The following is a 23,055-nucleotide window of genomic DNA, read 5'->3' as shown; positions in this document are numbered from 1 at the left end:
TTGTCGCTCTTGATCGTCCTGCTTCAACTCCGGTCGAAGCAGTGCGCCGCTTAGGGCTCGGATTGTTCACGGTCGACGAAATCCTGACATCGGTATCGCCGATCTTGAACTGGCCGTTTCCGTTGGCGGGGAAGGCGTCATCGGGTTCGGGCTGCGGGGCCGGCTTGGCGATGCGATAATCGCCGGCCACACCGGGCAGGCTGCCTTTCTGGCTGTCGTTGGCAAAGGCGCCGCCGGCCAGCATGAGCGCACCGGCGAAAATAGTGACGGCAAGACGCCAAGGTCGGAATAAGCGGCTGTCGATCATCGGGCGGTTATAGCGCCGCCCCGCCGAGGTGGCCAGACCGGCGGTCATCAAATCGCCGGACGGCGGGGCGTCGCAATTCATCGTGCTTGTGCCGGTCACGCCGCCTTTTTGCGGGTATCGTAGACATGATCGACGAGACCCCATGCCTTCGCTTCCTCGGCGGTCATGAAATAGTCCCGGTCGAGCGTGCGCTCGACCTCTTCATAGGTGCGGCCGCAATGACGCGCATAGAGTTCGGTCATCTGCCGCTTGGTGCGCAGGATGCCTTCGGCGTGACGCTGGATGTCCGATGCCTGACCCTGGAAGCCGCCCAGCGGCTGGTGCAGGACGAGGCTGGCGTTGGGCAGCGCGATGCGCCGTCCCGGCGTGCCAGCCATCAGCAGGAACGAAGCCATCGAGGCGGCAAAGCCCATGCACACCGTCGACACCGGACAACTGACATATTGCATCGTGTCGTAGATGGCGAAGCCGCTGGTCACCACGCCGCCAGGCGAGTTGATGTAAAGCGAGATCTCCCTGTCGGGATTATCCGATTCCAGCGACAGAAGCTGGGCGCAGACCAGCGCCGACATGCCGTCGTTGATCTCGCCGTTGATAAAGACGATGCGCTCGCGCAGCAGCCGCGAGAAAATGTCGAAGGCGCGCTCGCCGCGGCTCGACTGCTCGATCACCATCGGCACCAGATTGGCAAAACCGGTCATCGTCTCTCTCCGTTTTTCATGTGTCGGCCACTCAAGCGGCGCGCTGCAGAAGGCAAAATGAATTGGCGGCGGCCGTACGGCCGGAGGCGCTCGCAGCGAATGAAAGCCGGCAGCCGACACCTGCCATGGTCACCATGGGCCTGGCGGCGGATGTCGCCGCACGGGCAAAGCCTTCATGGATAATATGCAGATGCGTGCCGCCCGAAACGGTGCGGGCGAGCGTGAAGGTGACGATGCTGTCGAGCGGGTTCCGTTCCTCGTCGGGCCGCGGCTGTTCCCGCCAGGAATAGCGAAGCCTTTTTCCGGGCTCGGCATCGAGGATCTCGCATTCGATCGGCGCATCCGGCCCGGCAAAGGCGAAATTGCTGCCGATCTCAGGATTGATGTCGTTGGGCATCATCCAGGCCGCAAGCAATTCGGGCACGGTCAGCGCCCGCCATACCTTTTCCGGCGGCTCGGGGAGATCGCACTCGAACTCGATCGCGTCGGGGGCGGTCCGCGCAGGGCTTTCGTCGGTCACTGGTGCGTGCGTCATTGGTCCATGTCCTTGAGAACCGTCCTTAGTTTTTCGATGCGCTCGGGCCAGAAGGTCCGGTAGCGTTCGATCCAGCCGAGCAGCGGGTCGAGCCCTTGCGGATCGGCGCGGTAATAGGCGTTGCGGCCCGCCCGCCGCTCGACCACCAGGCCTGCGCTGCGCAGCACCGCCAGGTGCTGCGACACAGCCGGCTGCGACACCGTCATGCCGGTGCGCAGCTGCGACACCGTCATCTCGCTGGTGGCGAGGCGTTCATAGACGGCGCGTCGGGTGGGGTCGGCCAGCGCCCGGAAAATCTCCGCTTCGATCATGGCGAAAGCATAAGTCGATACTTATCGGTTTGGCAAGCGATGTTTTACGGCCCATATTAAGGGAAGCTGGCGGCTCCGGCATTACTGCCATTCCTTGACAATGAGCGGCGATGCATATAGGAACGAAAAGAGAACAAAAACCTTGTGGGAAAAGGCAGCCACAGCAGGCAACGGGTGTGCGCAACCTGTAAGGTGCTGCGACAAAAATTTGTTTCGGACGAGCGCGGAGAAGTATCATGGCGGGTAGCGTCAACAAGGTCATTCTGGTCGGCAATCTCGGAGCGGATCCGGAGATCCGCCGCCTGAATTCGGGCGAGCCGGTCGTCAACATCCGCATCGCAACATCGGAAAGCTGGCGCGACAAGAATTCCGGCGAGCGCAAGGAAAAGACCGAGTGGCACAATGTCGTCATCTTCAATGAGGGCATCGCCAAGGTTGCCGAGCAGTATCTGAAGAAGGGCATGAAGGTTTATGTCGAGGGCCAGTTGCAGACACGCAAATGGCAAGACCAGACCGGTGCCGACAAATACACGACGGAAGTCGTGCTGCAGAGGTTCCGCGGCGAGCTGCAGATGCTCGACGCGCGCGGCCAGGGCGAGGGCGGCCAGGTCGGGGGTTATTCCGGCGGCGGCAGCCGTGGTTCCGATTTTGGCCAGTCCGGCCCGAACGAAGGCTTCAATCGTGGCGGCGGCGCTCCCAAGGGCGGCGGCGGTTCGTCGCGCGAGCTGGACGACGAAATTCCGTTCTGAGCATCGACACGGCGTGACGGGCATTTGAGGAGAGGGCGCGATGTCGCTCGGACCGCTCCTATCGGCACGTCCTCCGATCCCATGGCATGCGCTCGCGGCCTTTGCCGCGCTGGCGATAGGCGGCGTGCAGCTGGCGCTGCCGAAAGGCACGCTGCGCCACCGCGCGATGGGCTATCTCTGGGCGGCGCTGATGCTGGCCGTCGCCATCTCGAGTTTCTGGATCCAGCAGATACGGCTCATTGGCCCTTTCAGCCCGATCCATCTCTTGTCGATCCTGGTGCTGGTCACGGTGCCGCTGGCGGTCTGGCATGCACGCAATCACCGCGTCGCCAAGCACCGCAAGGCGATGATTGCGCTGTATGTCTTTGCGTTGGTCGGCGCCGGCGTCTTCACGCTGTTGCCGGGCAGGGTCATGCACGATGTCGTCTTCGGCGTCGCGCAAGCCGGACCGTGATCCCGAGTGGAAGGAATATCAGTTGAAAGCACGCATCAAATGGGTCGAGGAACGCACCTTCGTCGGCGAGTCCGGCACAGGCCATAAGGTCGTACTGGGGACCGCGTTCGGCCCTGAAGGGAGAACGCCGGGGCCGAGCCCGATGGAACTGGTGCTGATCGGCACCGGCGGCTGCTCGGCCTATGATGTCGTCCATATCCTCGAAAAGGGGCGCGAGGCGATCGAGGACTGTGTGGTCGAGCTCGATTCCGACCGAGCCGAGACCGATCCCAAGGTGTTCACCCGCATTCATATGCATTTCATCGTCAAGGGCAGGGCGCTGTCGCCCGACAAGGTGAAGCGGGCGATCGATCTCTCGATCGAAAAATACTGTTCGGCTTCGGCCATGATGTCCAAGACCGCCGCCATTACCCACGATTTCGAAATTATCGACACGACGGCAAAATAAGCGGCCTATGAGGCCATCAGCGCCTTGATGCCGTCAGCCACGAACTGGACGGCAAGTGCCGCCAGGATAACGCCGAGCAGGCGGGTCAGGATCGAACGGCCGGTCTGGCCGAGGATGCGGTCTATGCGCTCCGACAGCACGAACACGAGATAGGTGATGGCGAGGCAGACGAAGATGATGCCGACCAGTGCCGCCTGGGCGCCAAAGCCCTGAAACGAGCCGGAGAGCAGCACAGTCGCCGAAATCGCGCCGGGGCCGGCGATCAGCGGGATCGCCAGCGGGAAAGCGGCGATGTTGTGGATCATGTCCTTGGTGATGGCCACGTCGCCGATCTTCTCCTTACGGTCCTGCCGGCGCTCGAACACCATTTCAAAAGCGATGAAGAAGAGCAAAAAGCCGCCGGCGACACGGAAGGCCGGCAGCGTGATGCCGAACACCGACAGGATCGAGGCGCCGGCAACGGCGAACAGCGCCATCACCAGGAAGCCGATGACCGAAGCGCGGACCGAGACCTGCTGGCGCTCCTCGCGGTTCATGCCGCGCGTTATCGCCAGAAACAGCGGCGCCAGCCCGGGCGGGTCGATGGTCACCAGAATGGTGACGAAGGCGTTGAACAGGCTGTCGAAACTCGGCATCTCTCACCCCTCCCGCCGGGCCGAGCCCGCATCCCGACATTGGTAGAGCAAAGCAGGGACGGAGGAAACCGGCTGGGGAGAGGCGGCTCGCGAACTCTGCGAAAGCCGGCTGGGCCGAGGGAGACGCGAAAGAACGCAGGGAGTGCCTGAGTTTGCGTCGCGGGCTTGCTTGATCAGGTACGGCCAGAGCGCCGCGCCAGGAACTCCACTTCGAGCCGCCATGTCGCGCCATTGTCGTGCGAGCGCTCGCCGAGCCAGCGGAAGGAATTTTCGGTTATTCGTGAAAAGCTCCAACGTACGGAGGAACCGGTGCCGTCGGCGCCCACTTGGACAATCGTTTCGCCCTCGGCGCGGCCGAGTTGGCGGCTGTAGTATTGGTTTCGGGGATCGCTCCAAAAGATATGCCAGGCGTTTGCGCCGGGATCGTAGACGCGCAAGGTCGTGCCATAAAAGGTCCATTTGCCGAGAGAAGGCGAGGGGCCGGCATCGCGCGCGGGCAGGATCCAGACGTCCTGAATCGCGCGGCCTTCCAGCACCCAGCCGAAATGCACCTCGCCGCGTCCGGTCAGCACGGTGCCGTCCTCGAGATGACGGCTGGCATCGAAAGTCCAGGCGCCGACGAAGCGGCCGTAGAGATCCAAATTCTCGGCAAAGCCGGGGGCTGGCCCGTCGCTGTGCAGGGCTTCGGTAAAAGTGGGCTGGTTGGTCATGGCTGGTGCCTTCATGTTGTCAGGAGGCCGCAAGCGATAGGCCGGGGCAGGGTTCTGCGCTTGGGAAAAATTGCTATCTTTCAGGCTATGACGACGAGCGACAGGATCATTGCCTCGGGGCCAGGCTGGCAGGTGTCGGACGTGGTGTGCACGGCGGGCGCCGGCGACCGGCCGTTCGAGGAGGAGCACCGGACGTTCTGCGTCGCCGCGGTGACCAGCGGCACCTTCCGCTATCGCGCCAGCCAGGGCACCGCGATGCTCGCGCCAGGCGCGGTGCTGCTCGGTAATCCCGGCACATGCTACGAATGCGGCCACGAGCACGGCGCCGGTGACCGCTGCCTCTCCTTCCATTTTGCTCCGGCCTATATGGAACGGATCGTGGAGGGCGTACCGCGCGCCAGAATGCTGGCCTTCAAGACGCCGCGCTTGCCGCCCTTGCCGGCGCTGATGCCGCTGCTGGCCGAAGCGGAGGCCGCGCGCGATGTGGGCGAAACCGCTGCTTTCGAGGAACTCGGCTTGCGCATTGCCGGCGCGGCTGTCGCCGCAAGCTCAGGGCACACCAAGATGACGCGGACACCCAGCGGCCGCGACCAGAAACGGGTCGCGGAGGCGGTTCGGCGTATCGAGATCGATGCCGATCAGCCGCTTTCGCTGGCCGTGCTTGCCCGGGAGACGGCGACCAGTCCGTATCATTTCCTGCGCACATTCCGGCAGATTGCCGGAATGACCCCCTACCGGTTTCTGCTGAGGACCAGGCTGCACCGGGCAGCAGTGCGGCTCCACGCTTCGGACAAGGCGATCTCGACGATCGCCTTCGAGGCGGGCTTCAACGACCTGTCAACTTTCAATCGCCGCTTCCGGCGCGAAATGGGCGAGACGCCCGGCAGCTATCGCGCCCGCCGCGCGGGCCGCCGCTAACACGAGATGGCGGGCCTTTGCGTCGACGGCTCCGAAAAGCACATCGGCCATATCGTCGCAATCACCGGTATCCTTTTGAAATCACCGCCAAAATCGACACGGGAAAAGTGCCGTCGACATTGGAGTTTCGGCCCGGCTTCCTATATATACGGCAAGTGATTCCTGTTTAGATTGTGATCCGATTTGACCGACCAAAAAACACCGCGCGGCGCCGACGGCGGCCCCACCGGCATCGAGCCGATTTCGATCATCGAGGAGATGCAGCGATCCTATCTCGATTACGCCATGAGCGTGATCGTCAGCCGCGCGCTGCCCGACGTGCGCGACGGCCTGAAGCCGGTGCATCGCCGCATTCTCTTCGCCGCGCATGAGAGCGGCTATCACTGGAACCGCAAATATGTGAAGTCGGCGCGCCCGGTCGCCGACGTGATGGGTAAATACCATCCGCATGGCGACGCCTCTATCTATGACGCCCTGGTGCGCATGGCGCAGGACTGGTCGCTGCGCGTGCCGCTCATCGACGGGCAAGGCAATTTCGGCTCGATCGATGGCGATCCGCCGGCGGCTATGCGCTACACCGAGTCGCGGCTGACCAAGGTCGCGCATGAGCTGCTGGAGGATATCGACAAGGATACGGTCGATTTCCAGGACACTTACGATGCTTCCGGCAGCGAGCCGAAGGTTCTGCCGGCGCGCTTTCCCAATCTGCTGGTCAATGGCTCGGGCGGCATCGCCGTCGGCATGGCCACCAACATCCCGCCGCACAATCTGGGCGAAGTCTGCAACGCCGCGATCGCCATCATCGACAACCCGGCCATCGACCTGCCGGCGCTGATGGAAATCATTCCGGGGCCGGATTTCCCGACCGGCGGCATCGTGCTCGGCCGCTCCGGCATCTACAGCGCCTATTCGACCGGCCGCGGCTCCATCGTCATGCGCGGGAAGGTCAACATCGAGGCCCGCGGCAATGACCGCGAATCGATCATCATCACCGAGGTTCCCTACCAGGTGAACAAATCGTCGATGATCGAGAAGATGGCCGAACTGGTGCGCGACAAGCGCATCGAGGGCATTTCCGACATTCGCGACGAGAGCGACCGCCAGGGCTATCGGGTCGTCGTCGAGCTGAAGCGCGACGCCGTGGCCGACGTTATCCTCAACCAGCTCTATCGCTTCACGCCGCTGCAAACCTCTTTCGGCGCAAACATGGTGGCGCTGAATGGCGGCAAGCCCGAACTGCTGACGCTGACCGATATGCTGAGGGCATTCGTGTCCTTCCGCGAGGAGGTGGTCACCCGGCGCACGAAGTTCCTGCTGCGCAAGGCGCGCGACCGGGCCCACGTGCTGGTCGGCCTCGCAATCGCAGTCGCCAACATCGATGAAGTGATAAAACTGATCCGCACCGCGCCGGACCCGCAGACCGCGCGCGAGCAGTTGATGGAGCGGCGCTGGCCGTCCGGCGACGTCGAATCGCTGATCCTCCTGATCGACGACCCGCGCCACCGCATCAACGAGGACGGCACCTACAATCTGTCCGAGGAACAGGCGCGCGCGATCCTGGAGTTGCGCCTGCAGCGCCTGACGGCACTCGGCCGCGACGAAATCGCCGACGAGTTGAACACGATCGGCGCCGAGATCGTCGATTATCTCGATATCCTGTCGTCCCGCGCCCGCGTCCAGCAGATCGTCAAGGACGAGCTCGCGGCCGTGCGTGACGAATTCGGCACGCCGCGCCGCACCGAGCTGAGCGAAGGCGGCGCGGACATGGAAGACGAGGACCTGATCCAGCGCGAAGACATGGTCGTGACGGTGAGCCATTCCGGCTACATCAAGCGCGTGCCGTTGTCGCTCTACCGGGCGCAACGCCGCGGCGGCAAGGGTCGCTCGGGCATGTCGACCAAGGAAGAGGATTTCGTCACCCGCCTGTTCGTGGCCAATACGCACACGCCGGTGCTGTTCTTCTCCTCGCGCGGCATCGTCTACAAGGAGAAGGTCTGGCGCCTGCCGATCGGCAATCCGCAGTCACGCGGCAAGGCGCTGATCAACATGCTGCCGCTGGAGCAGGGCGAGCGCATCACCACAATCATGCCGTTGCCGGAAGATGAGACGAGCTGGGGCGAGCTCGACGTGATGTTCGCCACCACGCGCGGCACGGTGCGCCGCAACAAGCTCTCTGACTTCGTCCAAGTCAACCGCAATGGCAAGATCGCCATGAAGCTGGAGGAGGAGGGCGACGAGATCCTCGGCGTCGAGACCTGCACCGACAATGACGACGTGCTTCTGACCGCCAGCTCCGGCCAGTGCATCCGCTTTTCCGTCGGCGATGTGCGCGTCTTCCAGAGCCGCAACTCGGTCGGCGTGCGCGGCATCGCCATGGCCGAAACCGATCGCGTCATTTCGATGGCTGTCATCGAGCATGTCGATGCGCCGCCGGCCGAACGCGCCGCCTATCTGAAGCGCGTCGTGGCCGAACGGCGCCTGGCCGCCGGCATCCCGGCAGGCGAGGAGGAAGAGATCGCCTTGACCAACGAAGAGGTCGGCGAGGAGGCGGAGCTGTCGGACGAGCGCTACGAGTTCCTCAAGGCGCATGAGCAGTTCGTGCTGACGGTGACGGAATACGGCTACGGCAAGCGCTCATCGTCCTATGATTTCCGTCTGACCGGACGCGGCGGCAAGGGCATTCGGGCCACCGACGTGTCGAAGACGACCGAGATCGGCAGGCTGGTGGCGACCTTCCCGGTCGGCAATGACGACCAGATCATGCTGGTGTCCGACGGCGGTACCGTCATCCGAGTGCCGGTCAATGGCATCCGCTTCGCCAGCCGCGCCACCAAGGGCGTGACCATTTTCAACACGGCGGAAGGCGAGAAGGTGGTTTCGGTCGAGCGGATTTCCGAGCCGCAATCGGACGAGGAAGAAATCGTCGAGGTTGGTGCCGAGATCGATCCGGCGGCCGATGCCGGCCCGGATGATACGCAATAAGTCTGGCTTGGCCAGACATGGCAACGCCGGCCAATCGGCCGGCGCGTCGCAACAAATTCAGGCTAACTCAATAGTGACGGTGAGGCTTGCGGGGGCCGAACCCTTCGAAGCGTTTGGCGTTGGTCTTGATGCGGACGCGCTGGGCCTCCTGATGCAGCCCGAATACAGTGGCGATCAGCATGGCGACGGTCATTGCAGTGGCGAGCATGTAGATCAGCATGTGCGTGTTCTCCTGCGCTCTACAACGCTTACATGGGACTTTGGTTTCATCTTCTTAAAGGGGCAAGGTAGTGAACGCTGCGTGAAGCGTTCGTGATCGGCGCATTCATCTGTCGTTCATCCCTGCAAAAAGGTTCAAGGGGATCGCATCAATGAGATTTGCCTTCCGTCCGCGCGCCCGTTAGAAGCACCGGCATGACCGAGCGCATCGCCCTTTATGCCGGCTCCTTCGACCCGTTGACCAACGGCCATCTCGACGTGCTGAAGGCGTCGCTGGCCGTGGCGGACATCGTCTATGCGGCGATCGGTATCCATCCCGGCAAGAAGCCGCTGTTTTCCTTCGAGGAGCGGGTCGAACTCATCGAGGCCGCGACCAAGGCCGAATTCGGCCGCGACGGCACACGCATCAAGGTGGTCGCCTTCGACGGGCTGGTCATCGATGCGGCCAGGAAACAGGGAGCCTCGATCATGATCCGCGGCCTGCGCGACGGCACCGATCTCGACTACGAGATGCAGATGGCCGGCATGAATGAAACAATGGCGCCCGAGCTGCAGACGGTTTTTCTGCCCGCCAGCCCCTCGGTCAGAACCATTACCGCCACACTTGTGCGCCAGATTGCCTCGATGGGCGGCGACATCCGCCCCTTCGTGCCGGCCGCCGTTGCCGGTGCGCTCACCGCTAAATTTGCAAAATAGGTTTCTCGGAGAAGACCATGCAGCTGAAAAAGCTCGCCTCGTTCCTCGTCGTGCTTGCCGGTCTCGTGACCGCATCGGCCTCGGCCTATGCCGCCGACCCGGAAAACACCATGATCATAACGTTGAAGGACGGCGACGTGACCATTGCACTGCGTCCCGATCTCGCGCCCAAGCATGTCGCGCAGATCAAGAAGCTGGTGCGCGAGCATGCCTATGACAACGTCGCCTTCCACCGCGTCATCGACGGCTTCATGGCGCAGACAGGCGACGTCAAATTCGGCAACATGAACAAGGGCTTCAACGCCCAGGCTGTCGGTACCGGCGGCTCCGACCTGCCGGACCTGCCGGCGGAATTCTCGCAGACCGAGCACTACAAGCGCGGCGTGGTCGGCATGGCACGCTCGGAGGATCCGAACTCGGCAAACTCGCAGTTCTTTATCATGTTCGCGCCGGCGCCGCCGCTCGACGGCCAGTACACCATCGTGGGCAATGTCGTCAGCGGCATGGAACTCGTGGACCACATCAAGAAGGGCGACGAGGCCGACAACGGCACGGTCACCGATCCCGACCGGATGATCAAGGTGCGCATCGCCGCCGACAAATAGTTCTGTTTTTTGAAAAGGATATCAGACATGGCCGACATCAAGGATCGCGAAAACGCGCTCATCATGGAAACGACCAAGGGCAAGGTCGTCATCGAAATGCTTCCCGACCTGGCGCCCGGCCATGTCGCCCGCATCAAGGAACTGGCCCGCGAAGGCGCCTATGACGGCGTGGTCTTCCACCGCGTCATCGAGGGCTTCATGGCGCAGACCGGCGACGTCAAGTTCGGCAATTCGAGCAAGCCCTCTTTCGCGCCTTCCCGCGCTGGCATGGGCGGTTCCGACAAGCCGGATCTCAAGGCCGAATTCTCCAATGCCAACCACAGCCGCGGCACCTGCTCGATGGCGCGCTCGCAGAATCCGAACTCCGCCAATTCGCAGTTCTTCATCTGCTTCGACGATGCGGCCTTCCTCAATCGCCAGTACACGGTCTGGGGCCAGGTCATCGAAGGCATGGACAATGTCGACAAGATCAAGCGCGGCGAGCCGGTGCAGGATCCCGATAAGATCGTGTCGCTGAAGGTCGCGGCCGACGTCAAGTAAGGCGACAGGACAATGATGGGCGTCGTCTGGTCGCTTCTCGGCATCCTGTCCGGCGCCTTCATTGCCATTCAGGCGCCGATCAATTCGCAGTTGGCGCGCGGCCTGGGGCTCCCGGTCGCGGCGGCTGCGTTTTCGTTCCTGTCGGGCGCCATCGTGCTCGGCATCATTGCCGTCGCGGTGGTGAGGCTGCAAGGCATCTCGCTCGACTGGAAGGCGCCCGCGCCCTGGCTGTTCATCGCCGGCGGCATGCTGGGCGGCTTCTACGTCACACTGTCCACCATCCTGACGCCACGCATCGGCGCCGCTGCGCTGATGGCGTTCCTGGTGGCGGGCCAGTTGCTGGCGGGCATGCTGATCGACCGCGTCGGGTTCCTCGGCGTCGCGGTTCGTGAAATCTCGCTCGGCCGCGTGGCCGGCGCGGTGCTGCTTCTGGCCGGGGCGCTGCTTATCAGGCTCTTCTGATGCGTGTCGATCTGTTCGATTTCGACCTGCCGGAAGAGCGTATCGCGCTTCGCCCGGCAGAGCCGCGCGACAGCGCAAAGATGCTGGTGGTCAGGCCGGGCGAGGGATTTTCGGACCGGACGGTCCGCGACCTGCCTTCCCTGCTCCAGGCCGGCGACGTGCTGGTCTTCAACGACACCAAGGTTATCCCGGCGCAACTCAAAGGTATCAGGCGGCGCGGCGAGGCGGCGGCGCAGGTCGAAGCCACATTGCACATGCGGATGGCGCCCGACCGCTGGCTTGCCTTTATGCGGCCGGGAAAGCGCGTCGCCGTCGGCGACCGCATTCATTTCGGCCATGACGGCAATTCGTGCTTCCTCGGCCAGCTCGACGCCACGGTGATTGAAAAGGGCGAGGCGGGCGAGGCGCTGCTCGGTTTCGACCTGTCGGGACCTTTCCTCGACGAGGCGCTGCATGCGGTCGGCCACATCCCACTGCCGCCATACATCGCCTCGAAGCGGGATGACGACGAGCGCGACCGGGCCGACTACCAGACCATCTATGCTCGGGAGGAAGGCGCGGTTGCAGCACCCACGGCGGGCCTGCATTTCACGCCGGAGCTGTTTGCCGCACTCGACGCAAAGGGGATCGAACGCCGCTTCGTCACGCTCCATGTCGGCGCCGGCACGTTCCTGCCAGTGAAGGTGGACGACACCGCCGACCACAAGATGCATGCGGAGATCGGCTCAGTCAGTGAGGCAACAGCCGACGCGTTGAATGCGGCAAAGGCGAGGGGCGGGCGCGTCATTGCCGTCGGTACGACCTCGCTGCGCCTGCTGGAAAGCGCCGCGCGAGAGGATGGCGTGCTGGCTGCATGGTCCGGCCCGACCGACATCTTTATCACGCCCGGCTACCGTTTTCGCACCGCCGACATGCTGATGACCAATTTCCATCTGCCGCGTTCGACGCTGTTCATGCTGGTTTCGGCCTTCAGCGGCCTCGATACGATGCGCGCCGCCTATGCACACGCCATTGAGCACGATTACAGATTTTACTCCTACGGAGATGCAAGCCTGCTGTATCGAGCGGAGATGAGCGATGGACGATGACCTCGACAGGCTGGACCGGAGCAGTTTGATCGCCGAAGTCAAAAAATTGCGCGCCGGCATTCGCCAGCATCGCGATGCATCGGGGCACGATCTTTGCTGGCATCATCCCGATTTGTGGGACCTGCTGCCCGAGAAGATCGATCCGGCAATCGCCGTGCCGCCCTGGCCAAAATTCATGCGCGGCTGCATCCATTATCGCCAGTCGCTGGACGAACAGGCTCCGGGCGCACCGGCACACGACAAGGAATTCAATGGCTGAGACGTTCACCTTCAAGGTGCTGGCGACCGAAGGTAAGGCGCGGCGCGGTTTGATCAGCATGCCGCGCGGCGAAATCCGCACGCCGGCCTTCATGCCGGTCGGCACCGGCGGCACGGTCAAGACGATGTACATGGATCAGGTGCGCGGCGTCGGCGCCGATATCATCCTGGGCAATACCTACCATTTGATGCTGCGGCCCGGCGCCGAACGCGTGGCGAAGCTTGGCGGCCTGCACGAATTCGCCCGCTGGCCGCATCCGATCCTGACCGACAGCGGTGGCTTCCAGGTGATGTCGCTGTCAAAGCTTCGGAAATTGACCGAGAAGGGCGTCACATTTCGCTCCCATATCGATGGCGCTGCATACGAAATGTCGCCGGAACGTTCGATCGAGATCCAGGGCCTGCTCGATTCAGACATCCAGATGCAACTCGACGAATGCACGGCGCTACCGGCCGCGCTCAAGGAGATCGAGCGCGCCATGGAATTGTCGCTGCGCTGGGCTGAGCGCTGCAAGACGGCGTTCGGCGACCAGCCCGGCAAGGCGATGTTCGGCATCGTGCAAGGCGGCGACAATGCGGATTTGCGCGTGCGTTCGGCGCAAGCGCTGAGCGCGATGAATCTGAAAGGCTATGCGGTTGGCGGTCTTGCCGTCGGTGAACCGCAGGCGGTCATGCTCGACATGCTCGACATCACCTGCCCGGAACTGCCTGATGACAAACCCCGCTATCTTATGGGGGTCGGCACGCCGGACGATATCTTGAAATCGGTGGCGCGCGGCATCGACATGTTCGACTGCGTGATGCCGACGCGGGCCGGCCGGCATGGGCTTGCCTATACAAGGCGCGGCAAGGTCAATCTGCGCAACGCCCGCCATGCCGACGATCCGCGACCCCTCGATGAGGAAAGCGACTGCCCGGCGGGACGCGATTATTCCCGCGCCTATCTGCACCATCTCGTGCGCTCGCAAGAGGCACTCGGTGCGATGCTTCTGACCTGGAACAATCTGTCCTATTATCAGAAGCTGATGCAGGACATACGCGCCGCGATAGAGACCGGCACTTTCGAGGCACGCGCTGCCGAAATTACCGAGGGCTGGGCGAGGGGCGATATCCCGGCGCTGTGACGGTTCAGGTGCTCAGCGAATTCGACGCGCGCAGGCTGCAGCCGGTGATTTGGAACGTGCCGTCGGGCTGTCGCTCCAACGTGTAGACAGCTTCGTAGTCCTTGCCGTCAGGGCCGACGATCAGCACCTGCTGGATGATCGAGGTCGGACCCGTCTCCTCGACCTTGCCGAACGAGTAGCTCCTTGGGTTGCGCACCGGCGCGTAGCCGTTGGTCACCATGTTCATGAAGGTGTCGACGGTCGGGAAGATCCGCTTCACGTTCGGTGCGGCGAAGCTGTAGGCCGTGACGCCGTCATCGGCCAGGAACGCTCTCAGCTGGCCGTCAATGGCCGCTTGCGCCGCCTTGATCTCGGCTTCGCCGGCAAACGCCGACAAGGGCAGGAGGAGATGAAGGAATGCGAATGCGAAAAGCGTGCGGCGCATAGCCTGTTTCCCTTGTCTTTCGAGAACTTGCCTTTCGAAAGATCCTGCCCGTGCAGGCATCCTAACATACGTTTGGTGGCGCTTCAGGGTTTCACCGGCGGCGAATATTCAGTGTTGTCGCGCGACGAAGTCCAGGCAGCCTTGGCGGAATTGCGGGAGGCGCAGCCAACGCCCGAACTGGCTAAGTACCGTTCCAGCGCTTGAAAGCCCGCCTCCAGTCTGCCAGAAGGGCCGCTTGGATTGGACGTTTAGCAGGGCGGAGCCATGAAGGCGTTTTTCGTGCAGATCAAATGCGAGCTGGGCAAGTCGTATGAGGTTGCCAGCGCGCTCGCCGACGCCGAGATCGCCTCGGAAATCTACTCCACTGCCGGCAATTACGACCTGCTCGCCAAGTTCTATGTCGACGACGAGGAGGATGTCGGCCACTTCGTCAACGAGAAGGTGCAGATTCTTCCCGGCATCAAGGACACGTTCACCGTCGTCACTTTTCGCGCCTTCTAGCGTCGGAACCCATTGCCCGAGCATGAGGCAAAGCCTGACCAAGCTCATATTTCAGCTGCCTCAATTTTAGGCAGGGGCGACATACTGATCGTCCGCATCCCTCAAATCACCGATTACGCTTGATTTTCTCCAGCGGCGCCAGTGAAATGGCGTCACAGGGGAGTATGCGATTGGCAGCGTTCGATGAAATGCTTCCGGAGGTCTCCGGACTTAGAAGACCGTATTCGGCTTACGATCGCTGGCTGAAAGAGCAGGACCCGGCCAGGCTTACCGAGAAAATGCAGGACGCCGAACGCGTCTTCCGCAAAACCGGCATCACCTTCGCCGTCTATGGCGAGCAGGAAGCCTCCGAGCGGCTTATCCCCTTCGACATCGTTCCGCGCATCATTTCTGGCAATGAGTGGCGCCGCCTCACGCAAGGCATCGAGCAGCGCGTGCAGGCACTGAACGCCTTTCTCGACGACATCTATCACCGCCAGGAAATCCTGCGGGCCGGACGCGTTCCCCGCGACCTGATCGCCAGGAACGAAGCCTTCCTGCCCGAGATGATCGGGGTCAGGCCACCAGCCGGCGTCTACACCCACATCATCGGCGTCGACATCGTGCGCATCAGCGAAAACGAGTTCTACGTGCTGGAGGACAATGCGCGCACCCCATCGGGCGTTTCCTACATGCTGGAAAACCGCGAGACGATGATGCAGCTCTTCCCCGAGTTGTTCCAACAAATCAAGGTGCGGCCGGTGGAGAACTATCCGCAGCTTTTGCGCCAGTCGCTGGCGGCGGTGCGGCCGCAGAACGCCAAGGGCACGCCGACCATCGCCGTGCTGACGCCCGGCAGCTACAACTCCGCCTATTTCGAACATGCCTTCCTGGCCGATCAGATGGGGGTGCAACTGGTCGAGGGGCAGGATTTGCGCGTGGTGGACGGTCATGTCGCGATGCGCACGACCGAAGGCTACAAGCAGATCGACGTGCTCTATCGCCGGGTGGACGATGCCTTCCTCGATCCGCTGACTTTCCGGCCGGACTCCGCGCTCGGCGTGCCTGGCATCATGGATGTCTACCGGGCCGGCAACATTACGATCGCCAATGCGCCGGGAACCGGTATCGCCGACGACAAGGCGATCTATTCCTACATGCCCGAGATCGTCGAATTCTACACCGGCCGCAAGGCGATCCTCGGCAATATTCCGACCTGGCGCTGTTCGGAGCCGGACAGCCTGAAATATGTACTCGAACACATCGATGAGCTGGTGATCAAGGAAGTGCACGGTTCAGGCGGCTATGGCATGCTGGTCGGACCGGCGGCGACCAAGAACGAATGCCAGGATTTCGCCAAGAAGCTGCAGGCCAAGCCGTCCAATTACATCGCCCAGCCGACGTTGGCGCTCTCGACCTGTCCGATCCTGACCGAAAAGGGCCTGTCGCCGCGCCATGTCGATCTGAGACCCTATGTGCTGGTCTCCGACCGCATCCAGATCGTGCCGGGCGGGCTCACGCGCGTCGCGCTTAAGGAGGGCTCTCTGGTGGTCAATTCCTCGCAAGGCGGCGGCACGAAGGATACCTGGGTGCTGGATGATTGAGATGAGTAGTCAGTAGTCAGTAGTCAGTAGTTGGTATCAGAGGGGACAGAACAATGCCGTATCCAATCGAAACTCGAACATTCCCTACTCGCTACTCACTATTCCCTACTCACTAGCCCGAAGGGCCACTCCATGCTTCTCGGCCGTACCGCCAACGGGCTCTACTGGATGAACCGCTATATCGAGCGTGCGGAAAACATGGCGCGCCTGGTCGATGCGGGCCTGCGCATGGCGCTGACGCGCACGCAGAGCGCGTCGGAAGAGTGGAATTCGGTGCTGCTCAGCGCCGGCTCCGACGTCGCCTACACGCAGAAGTATCAGGACTATACGGCGGCCGATGTAGCCGACTTCCTGTTGCGCGACACGTCGAACCCGTCGAGCACGATGTCGTCGATCGAGACGGCACGCCACAATGCCCGCATGGTGCGCACCGCGCTGACGCGCGAGACCTGGGAAAGCATCAACGAGGCTTGGATGGCGCTGAAACGCATGCTGGCAAGGCCGATCGACGAGCGTGACCTGCCAAACGTGCTCGATGCGATCAAGCGCGAAACGGCACTGATCCGCGGCTCGTTCTACGGCACCATGCTGCGCAACGAGATCTTCGATTTCTCGCAGCTCGGCACCTATGTCGAGCGCGCCGACAATACGGCGCGTATCCTCGACGTGAAGTACTACGTGCTCTTGCCGTCGATCTCCTGGGTCGGCTCGACGCTCGACAATTACCAGTGGGAATCGATCCTGCGCTCGGTATCGGCGCACCGTTCCTACCGCTGGGTCTACGACGCCGACTACAAGCCGACCAATATCGCCGACTATCTGATCCTCAATGTGCGCATGCCGCGATCGCTGACCTTCTGCTATCGCTTCCTGGCCGAGCACCTGAAGTTCCTCGGCGACGACTATGGCGGGCGCCATCCCTGCCATGCGACGGCGGAAAAGACCCAGGCCATGCTGCAGGCAGGCTCGATCAAGGATATTTTCGACGCCGGCCTGCATGAATTCCTTGCCGGCTTCATTCGCGACAACACCAGGCTTGGCGACGAGATCGCGCAGGATTACAGGTTCTATTGAGGAGGCCATGCGGCTCAAGATCACCCATCGGACCGAATACCGTTACGACGCACCGGTGCAGTACCTGCTGCAGCGGCTGCGGCTGCTTCCGGTGAGCGGGCGCACGCAGACCGTGCTGTCCTGGGCCCTGAAGGTAGAAGGCGCGCGCGAGGAAGTGCGATTTGCCGACCACTACGGCAATGACACCCGATTGTTGAGCGTCGAGGGTGACCATGATTTCATTACGGTCGAGGCGTCAGGCGAGGTGGTGACGCGCGATACATCGGGGGTTTGTGGGCCGCATCAGGGATTCGCGCCGCTCTGGCTGTTCGCACAGGAGACGCCTTTGACCATGATCGGCGATGGCATTCGCGCACTCGCCGAGGCAGCCGGCAAGGGCACCGATATCGAAAGACTGCACCGTCTGATGGCTATCATCTCCGAGCGGGTCGCCTATGCGCCGGGCACCACCAATGCGACGACCCCGGCTGAAGAGGCTCTCGCGCTGAAAACCGGGGTCTGCCAGGATCATAGCCATATCTTTGCCGCCACCGCCCGCGCCATGGGTTTCCCGGCACGCTATGTCAGCGGCTATCTGATGATGGACGCGGCCATCGAGCAGGCGGCAAGCCATGCCTGGGCCGAAGCGCATGTTCAGGGCCTCGGCTGGGTTGCCTTCGACCCCTCCAACGGTATCTCTCCTGATGAGCGCTATGTGAGAGTGGCGACGGGGCGCGACTATCGCGATGCGTCGCCGGTTTCGGGGATTCTGCTGGGAGAGGCGCAAGAGCGGCTTGCCGTCACCGTCACGGTGGAGCAGTAGTCACCCGATGCAGGTCGTCCAACGCCACCTTGGTTTGGGTGACGACATGCATGAAAACAAGGACCTGAGCGCGCCGCATGGATCCGTTCCGACGCGACGCGGTTTTTACGGTTCGCTGCCGGAAGAGTAAACCATGACCTATTGCGTCGGCCTCAAGATCGATCGCGGGCTCGTGTTCATGTCGGACACGCGCACCAATGCCGGCATGGACTCGATCTCCACCTTCAAGAAGATGCATGTCTGGGAAGATCCCGGTGAGCGCGTCATCGTGCTGATGTCGGCCGGCAATCTGGCGACGACGCAAGCCGTGATCAGCGTGCTCGACGAGCGCACCAAGGCGGTTGGCGACCGGCACGCGGCAGTGCTCGAAACGCCGTCCATGTACCAGACGGTGCGGCTGGTCGGCGAAACCGTCAAGGACGTCATCGCCCATTCCTCGCCCGCCGGCGACAAGGCCGATTCCTACTTCAACGCCTCCTTCATCCTGGGCGGCCAGATAAAGGGCAGCGCACCGCGCCTGTTCATGATCTATCCCGAGGGCAATTTCATCGAATCGACCGATGACACGCCCTTTTTCCAGATCGGCGAGACCAAATACGGCAAGCCGATCATCATTCGCGCTTATGACCGGTCGATGAGTCTCGCGGAGACCGTGAAGCTGCTTCTGGTATCGTTCGATTCCACGCTGAAGTCGAACCTGTCGGTCGGGCTGCCGCTGGATCTGCTTTTCCTGGAAAAGGATGCCTTCCAGGTCGGGTTGAAGAAACGGATCGGTCATGACGACCCGTACTACCGCACGATCTCCGAGGGATGGTCGAGCGCCTTGAAGACGGCGTTTGCCAGTCTGCCGGATTTCCCGGGATAAGGACGCGCCGGATTTCTCCGGTGGTTGCAAATGTTTAACAGTCGTTTTGAAAACCGGGCGAAGGGCGCCGGTGAAGCGATCATGTCGGGAGGACAGGATGAACAGTGATGATTTCCGGCAATGGTCGCGGCGGGCCGCTGACTGGGGCGCCGACTACCGCGAAACGCTGCGCCAGCGCCCGGTACGGCCGCGGATCGAGTCCGGCGACATATTCAGGAGCATAGAAGCCTCGCCGCCCGAAGACGCGGAGCCGATGGACAGGATCTTCGCCGACTTCGAGGAGAAGATCGTGCCGGGCATGACGCATTGGCAGCATCCTCGCTTCTTCGCCTATTTTCCGGCCAACGCGGCACCAGTTTCTGTGGTGGCTGAGTATCTGGTCTCGGCAATGGCCGCGCAGTGCATGCTGTGGCAGACCTCGCCGGCGGCGACAGAACTCGAAACTCGGACTGTCGATTGGATGCGCCAGGCGCTCGGCCTGCCGGAAGGTTTTTCCGGCGTCATCCAGGATTCTGCCTCCTCGGCGACGCTGGCGGCGGTGCTGACGATGCGCGAACGCGCGCTCGACTGGCAAGGCAACAAAAGGGGCCTGACGGGGCAGGCGCGGTTGCGCATCTATTCGTCGGATCAGGTGCATACTTCGATCGACCGGGCGATCTGGGTGGCCGGCATCGGCGAGGACAATCTCGTGCGCATTCCGGTCGCCGGCCGCTTTCGCGCCATGGACATAGCGGCCCTCGAGGCGGCGATCGTCGCCGACAAGAAGGCAGGCTTGCTGCCCGCGGGTATCATCGCCTGCGTCGGTGGCACCAGCACCGGTGGCACCGACGACATCGCCGGCGTCGCCGCGATCGCCAAACGCCACGGGGTCTATCTTCACGTGGATGCCGCCTGGGCGGGATCGGCGATGATCTGCCCGGAATACCGGCATTTCTGGGCCGGTGTGGAGCAGGCGGATTCTATCGTCTTCAACCCGCATAAATGGCTGGGCGCGCAGTTCGACTGCTCGATCCAGTTCCTGCGCGACCCCGAAAGCCATGTCAGGACGCTCGCCATCAAGCCGGATTATCTGAAGACGCACGGTCATGACGGCATCATCAACTATTCCGAATGGTCGGTGCCGCTTGGCCGCCGCTTCCGCGCGCTGAAACTGTGGTTCCTGCTGCGCGCGCACGGGCTGGAAGGCCTGCGCACGATGATCCGCAACCACGTCGCCTGGAGCGAAGGCCTGGCAGCGCGCCTGGCCGACGAGCCGGACTTCGAGATCGTCACCGAGCCGATGCTGTCGCTGTTTTCGTTCCGGCACAAGGCGGAGGGAGCCGATGCCGACGAGCACAATCTCCGGCTGGTCAATGCGATCAATGATGACGGACGCATCTACCTGACACAGACCAGGGTGAACGGGCGCGTCGCCATCCGCTTCCAGGTCGGCCAGTTCGAGGCGACCGCGGCGGATGTCGATTCGGCTTTTGCCGCCATCACCGAAATCGCGCGCGGATTAAGCTGAGGCTGCTGAGTCGGGACTGCGACGAAGTTTGCCTTTGCTATCATGTAGTTTCCATTAGCCGGCTTACGCCTTTTCATTGCTTTCGTTTTCGTCTATGGTCAAGAAAAACGAAAGCAGAAGGTTTTCAGATGTATCTGTCGCCGCGCCATGCCGAAATCGTCCAAATGGCAAAGGATCATGGCCGCGTTCTGGTCGACGATCTGGCCACCCACTTCAACGTCACGCCGCAGACCATCCGCAAGGACCTCAACGATCTTTGCGACCAGCGGTTGCTGTCGCGCATCCATGGCGGCGCCTTGTTTCCTTCCGGCATCGAGAACATGGAATACGAAGCCAGGCGCAAGATCGCCGCCGAGGAGAAGGAGGCGATCGGCAGCGCGGCCGCCAGGCTGATCCCGGACAATGCCTCGTTGTTCATCAATATCGGCACCACGACGGAGTCGGTCAGCAAGGCGCTGCTGGATCACAGCGGCCTCATGGTCATCACCAATAACATCAATGTTGCCAACAGGATGCGCATCTATCCTTCGATCGAGGTGGTGATCGCGGGCGGGGTGGTTCGCGGCTCGGATGGCGGCGTCGTCGGCGAGGCGGCGGTGGATTTCATCAGGCAGTTCAAAGTCGACTACGCCGTCATCGGCGCCTCGGCGATCGACCATGACGGCGCCTTGCTCGATTTCGATTTCCGCGAGGTCAAGGTCGCGCAAGCCATTATCGCCAATGCCAGGCACGTCATCCTAGTGTCCGACCGGACCAAATTCGAGCGCACGGCGCCGGTTCGCATCGGCCATCTGTCGCAGGTCAACACCTTCATCACCGACCGCTGCGATATCCCCTCGGTGCGCAATATCTGCCAGGAGGCCGAGGTTCAACTGATCGAAACCTCGCTCGATTGAGGACGTTGCAGCGCTTTCACGAGCTTGTGATATTTCGTTTGACATTCGTTATGAGTTCGAAATAATTCCGCCACGGTTTCGCAAAAGAGCCAAATGGTGCAATGCGAAATCGCTGGAGGAATTGGTGGACGCATCTTCGATCCGTGACATTTTCGTCATAGGCGGTGGCATCAATGGCTGCGGCATTGCCCGTGATGCCGCCGGCCGCGGGTTTTCGGTATTTCTGGCCGAGATGGACGATCTCGCCAGCGGAACCTCCTCAGGCTCGACCAAGCTGATCCATGGTGGCCTGCGTTATCTCGAATTCTACGAATTCCGCCTGGTGCGCGAAGCGCTGATGGAACGCGAAGTGCTGTGGAAGAACGCGCCGCACATCATCTGGCCGATGCGCTTCGTGCTGCCCTATGCCAAGGGCCTGCGTCCGGCCTGGCTGATCAGGCTCGGCCTTTTCCTTTACGATCATATTGGCGGGCGCAAATTGCTTCCGGCTACCAGGACCCTGGACATGGCCACCGACCCTGCCGGCAAGCCATTGAAACCATTGTTCAAGAAGGCCTTCGAATATTCCGACGGCTGGGTCAACGATGCGCGGCTGGTGACGTTGAACGCGCGTGACGCCGCCGACCGGGGCGCGACCATCCGCACCCGCACCAAGGTGGTCGGGGCGCGCCGCGAAGGCGGGCTGTGGACGATCAGGATCGAAAATCTGCGGACCGGCGAGACAGAAGAGGTCAAGGCGCGGCTGCTGGTCAATGCCGCCGGCCCCTGGGTCGATCATGTGCTTTCCGGCGTCGTCGGCCTCAACGATGTGCACAATGTTCGCCTCGTGCAGGGCAGTCACATCGTCATCGCGAAGAAATTCGACGACCCACGCGCCTATTTCTTCCAAAACAAGGATGGCCGCATCATCTTCGCCATTCCTTACGAGGACGAGTTCACGCTGATCGGCACCACCGACCAGGACTACCCCGGCGATCCGCACGACGTGAAGATCAGCGACACCGAGATCGACTATCTCTGCGCGGCGGCAAGCGAGTATTTCGCCCAACCCGTCAAGCGCTCGGATATCGTCTGGACCTATTCGGCCGTGCGTCCGCTCTATGACGATGGCGCTTCCAAGGCGCAGGAGGCGACACGCGACTATGTGCTGAAGGCCGATGGCGGCGAGGGCACAGCCCCGATCGTCAACACGTTCGGCGGCAAGATCACCACCTATCGCCGGCTGTCGGAATCGATGCTGGAGAAGATCGAAGGCTTTCTCGGCAGGCGCGGCAAGCCGTGGACGGCAAATGCGCCGCTGCCGGGCGGCGATTTCGCGGCGACCGGTTTTGATGCGCAAGTGGCGAGGCTGAAGAGCGCCTATCCCTTTCTCGACCAGCGTTTGGCACGTCGGCTCACGCGGCTCTACGGCACGCGCGCGCAGATGTTGCTTGGCCTTGCCAAATCGAATGCCGATCTCGGCCGCAATTTCGGCGCCGACCTTTACGAGGCCGAGGTGCGCTACCTCGTCGAGAACGAATGGGCCGTCACATCGCAAGATGTGCTGTGGCGCCGGACCAAGCGCGGCCTGCATTTCAGCCGCGAGCAGACGGCGGCGTTGGATGAATTCATGCGCGGCATAAGCCGCCGCCACGTCGCGGCCGCGGAATGAAGGGCTGCTG

At 62.3% G+C, this 23,055-nt stretch carries 28 protein-coding genes; 20 read left to right on the top strand and 8 right to left on the bottom strand.

Features of this window, described 5'->3' with window-relative positions; genetic code table 11:
- The 4 genes from FJ942_RS21200 to FJ942_RS21185 all read right to left on the bottom strand — a co-directional run.
- Positions 1–355: hypothetical protein (locus FJ942_RS21200; protein WP_348642151.1), on the bottom strand; the 355-nt coding region annotated here is incomplete at its 3' end.
- A gap of 47 nt (positions 356–402) precedes the next feature.
- Complete coding sequence (locus tag FJ942_RS21195) at positions 403–1,008, bottom strand: ATP-dependent Clp protease proteolytic subunit (protein ID WP_140898834.1); 606 nt, start codon at positions 1,006–1,008, stop codon at positions 403–405.
- A gap of 31 nt (positions 1,009–1,039) precedes the next feature.
- Complete coding sequence (locus FJ942_RS21190) at positions 1,040–1,543, bottom strand: SRPBCC domain-containing protein (RefSeq protein WP_140686315.1); 504 nt, start codon at positions 1,541–1,543, stop codon at positions 1,040–1,042.
- Positions 1,540–1,854, bottom strand: a complete 315-nt coding sequence (locus FJ942_RS21185) for a metalloregulator ArsR/SmtB family transcription factor (RefSeq protein WP_140656346.1) — start codon at positions 1,852–1,854, stop codon at positions 1,540–1,542. Before FJ942_RS21185 ends, FJ942_RS21190 begins: the two co-directional genes overlap by 4 nt.
- A gap of 236 nt (positions 1,855–2,090) precedes the next feature.
- Here FJ942_RS21185 and FJ942_RS21180 point away from each other — a divergent pair, with 236 nt between their 5' ends.
- From FJ942_RS21180 to FJ942_RS21170, 3 genes are read left to right on the top strand one after another with little or no spacing between them, the layout of a single operon-like run.
- Complete coding sequence (locus FJ942_RS21180) at positions 2,091–2,603, top strand: single-stranded DNA-binding protein (RefSeq protein ID WP_140498840.1); 513 nt, start codon at positions 2,091–2,093, stop codon at positions 2,601–2,603.
- Between the two features lie 40 nt (positions 2,604–2,643).
- The gene (locus FJ942_RS21175; protein ID WP_140898832.1) at positions 2,644–3,057 is read left to right on the top strand and encodes a DUF2306 domain-containing protein; all 414 of its coding nucleotides are present in this window, start codon (positions 2,644–2,646) and stop codon (positions 3,055–3,057) included.
- Positions 3,058–3,079: 22 nt separating this feature from the next.
- Complete coding sequence (locus tag FJ942_RS21170) at positions 3,080–3,505, top strand: OsmC family protein (protein ID WP_140498836.1); 426 nt, start codon at positions 3,080–3,082, stop codon at positions 3,503–3,505.
- A 5-nt stretch (positions 3,506–3,510) separates the two neighbouring features.
- On the opposite strand, the gene FJ942_RS21165 is transcribed toward FJ942_RS21170, so the two are convergent.
- Positions 3,511–4,140, bottom strand: a complete 630-nt coding sequence (locus tag FJ942_RS21165; RefSeq protein ID WP_140498833.1) for a MarC family protein — start codon at positions 4,138–4,140, stop codon at positions 3,511–3,513.
- 173 nt (positions 4,141–4,313) lie between these two features.
- Positions 4,314–4,850 carry a hypothetical protein gene (locus tag FJ942_RS21160; RefSeq protein WP_140525354.1) on the bottom strand — a complete coding sequence of 179 codons (537 nt, stop codon included), beginning with the start codon at positions 4,848–4,850 and terminating at the stop codon, positions 4,314–4,316.
- Positions 4,851–4,937: 87 nt separating this feature from the next.
- On the opposite strand from FJ942_RS21160, the gene FJ942_RS21155 reads away from it, so the two are divergent.
- Together FJ942_RS21155 and gyrA are read left to right on the top strand one after the other, a co-directional pair.
- Positions 4,938–5,768 carry an AraC family transcriptional regulator gene (locus FJ942_RS21155; RefSeq protein WP_140515464.1) on the top strand — a complete coding sequence of 277 codons (831 nt, stop codon included), beginning with the start codon at positions 4,938–4,940 and terminating at the stop codon, positions 5,766–5,768.
- Between the two features lie 183 nt (positions 5,769–5,951).
- On the top strand, positions 5,952–8,750 hold the full coding sequence (gene gyrA / locus FJ942_RS21150; RefSeq protein ID WP_140898830.1) for a DNA gyrase subunit A: 2,799 nt from the start codon (positions 5,952–5,954) through the stop codon (positions 8,748–8,750).
- Positions 8,751–8,817: 67 nt separating this feature from the next.
- Here gyrA and FJ942_RS21145 read toward each other — a convergent pair whose 3' ends face one another.
- The gene (locus FJ942_RS21145) at positions 8,818–8,970 is read right to left on the bottom strand and encodes a hypothetical protein (RefSeq protein ID WP_140498827.1); all 153 of its coding nucleotides are present in this window, start codon (positions 8,968–8,970) and stop codon (positions 8,818–8,820) included.
- 194 nt (positions 8,971–9,164) lie between these two features.
- Here FJ942_RS21145 and coaD point away from each other — a divergent pair, with 194 nt between their 5' ends.
- The 7 genes from coaD (at position 9,165) to tgt (ending at position 13,742) form a co-directional block, all read left to right on the top strand.
- A complete protein-coding gene (gene coaD / locus FJ942_RS21140; protein WP_140498825.1) occupies positions 9,165–9,665 on the top strand; it encodes a pantetheine-phosphate adenylyltransferase in 501 nt (166 codons plus the stop codon).
- A 110-nt stretch (positions 9,666–9,775) separates the two neighbouring features.
- Positions 9,776–10,270 carry a peptidylprolyl isomerase gene (locus tag FJ942_RS21135; protein ID WP_224681745.1) on the top strand — a complete coding sequence of 165 codons (495 nt, stop codon included), beginning with the start codon at positions 9,776–9,778 and terminating at the stop codon, positions 10,268–10,270.
- Between the two features lie 27 nt (positions 10,271–10,297).
- Positions 10,298–10,810, top strand: a complete 513-nt coding sequence (locus tag FJ942_RS21130) for a peptidylprolyl isomerase (RefSeq protein ID WP_140498821.1) — start codon at positions 10,298–10,300, stop codon at positions 10,808–10,810.
- Between the two features lie 12 nt (positions 10,811–10,822).
- Entirely contained in the window at positions 10,823–11,272 is a 450-nt protein-coding gene (locus tag FJ942_RS21125) for a DMT family transporter (RefSeq protein ID WP_140515312.1), read from the top strand.
- Entirely contained in the window at positions 11,272–12,360 is a 1,089-nt protein-coding gene (gene queA, locus FJ942_RS21120; protein ID WP_140898826.1) for a tRNA preQ1(34) S-adenosylmethionine ribosyltransferase-isomerase QueA, read from the top strand. The genes FJ942_RS21125 and queA overlap by 1 nt, the downstream gene beginning before the upstream one ends.
- Entirely contained in the window at positions 12,350–12,619 is a 270-nt protein-coding gene (locus FJ942_RS21115) for a hypothetical protein (RefSeq protein WP_140498815.1), read from the top strand. Before queA ends, FJ942_RS21115 begins: the two co-directional genes overlap by 11 nt.
- Positions 12,612–13,742: a tRNA guanosine(34) transglycosylase Tgt gene (gene tgt / locus FJ942_RS21110; protein ID WP_140898824.1), complete on the top strand. Its 1,131-nt coding sequence runs from the start codon at positions 12,612–12,614 to the stop codon at positions 13,740–13,742. The genes FJ942_RS21115 and tgt overlap by 8 nt, the downstream gene beginning before the upstream one ends.
- A 4-nt stretch (positions 13,743–13,746) precedes the next feature.
- On the opposite strand, the gene FJ942_RS21105 is transcribed toward tgt, so the two are convergent.
- Positions 13,747–14,166, bottom strand: coding sequence for a DUF4864 domain-containing protein (locus FJ942_RS21105; protein ID WP_140560925.1), 420 nt, complete (start codon positions 14,164–14,166; stop codon positions 13,747–13,749).
- A gap of 264 nt (positions 14,167–14,430) precedes the next feature.
- Here FJ942_RS21105 and FJ942_RS21100 point away from each other — a divergent pair, with 264 nt between their 5' ends.
- The 8 genes from FJ942_RS21100 to glpD all read left to right on the top strand — a co-directional run bounded on the left by FJ942_RS21100 (position 14,431) and on the right by glpD (position 23,045).
- A complete protein-coding gene (locus FJ942_RS21100; protein ID WP_010909609.1) occupies positions 14,431–14,667 on the top strand; it encodes an Lrp/AsnC family transcriptional regulator in 237 nt (78 codons plus the stop codon).
- A gap of 170 nt (positions 14,668–14,837) precedes the next feature.
- Complete coding sequence (locus FJ942_RS21095) at positions 14,838–16,250, top strand: circularly permuted type 2 ATP-grasp protein (protein WP_181165357.1); 1,413 nt, start codon at positions 14,838–14,840, stop codon at positions 16,248–16,250.
- Between the two features lie 132 nt (positions 16,251–16,382).
- A complete protein-coding gene (locus FJ942_RS21090) occupies positions 16,383–17,324 on the top strand; it encodes an alpha-E domain-containing protein (RefSeq protein ID WP_140525347.1) in 942 nt (313 codons plus the stop codon).
- 7 nt (positions 17,325–17,331) lie between these two features.
- Positions 17,332–18,126 carry a transglutaminase family protein gene (locus tag FJ942_RS21085; protein ID WP_140498806.1) on the top strand — a complete coding sequence of 265 codons (795 nt, stop codon included), beginning with the start codon at positions 17,332–17,334 and terminating at the stop codon, positions 18,124–18,126.
- A 133-nt stretch (positions 18,127–18,259) separates the two neighbouring features.
- Positions 18,260–18,991, top strand: a complete 732-nt coding sequence (locus FJ942_RS21080) for a peptidase (RefSeq protein ID WP_140498804.1) — start codon at positions 18,260–18,262, stop codon at positions 18,989–18,991.
- A gap of 97 nt (positions 18,992–19,088) precedes the next feature.
- Entirely contained in the window at positions 19,089–20,498 is a 1,410-nt protein-coding gene (locus FJ942_RS21075) for an aspartate aminotransferase family protein (RefSeq protein ID WP_140669973.1), read from the top strand.
- 128 nt (positions 20,499–20,626) lie between these two features.
- Positions 20,627–21,394, top strand: coding sequence for a DeoR/GlpR family DNA-binding transcription regulator (locus FJ942_RS21070; protein WP_140498800.1), 768 nt, complete (start codon positions 20,627–20,629; stop codon positions 21,392–21,394).
- Between the two features lie 124 nt (positions 21,395–21,518).
- Complete coding sequence (glpD, locus tag FJ942_RS21065) at positions 21,519–23,045, top strand: glycerol-3-phosphate dehydrogenase (protein WP_140498798.1); 1,527 nt, start codon at positions 21,519–21,521, stop codon at positions 23,043–23,045.
- Positions 23,046–23,055 lie beyond the last annotated feature (10 nt).

The organism is Mesorhizobium sp. B2-4-2 (assembly GCF_006442845.1).
Taxonomy (GTDB): Bacteria; Pseudomonadota; Alphaproteobacteria; order Rhizobiales; family Rhizobiaceae; genus Mesorhizobium.
Note: the sequence above shows the minus strand (reverse complement) of the source record. Positions and strands in the feature narration are given on the sequence as shown.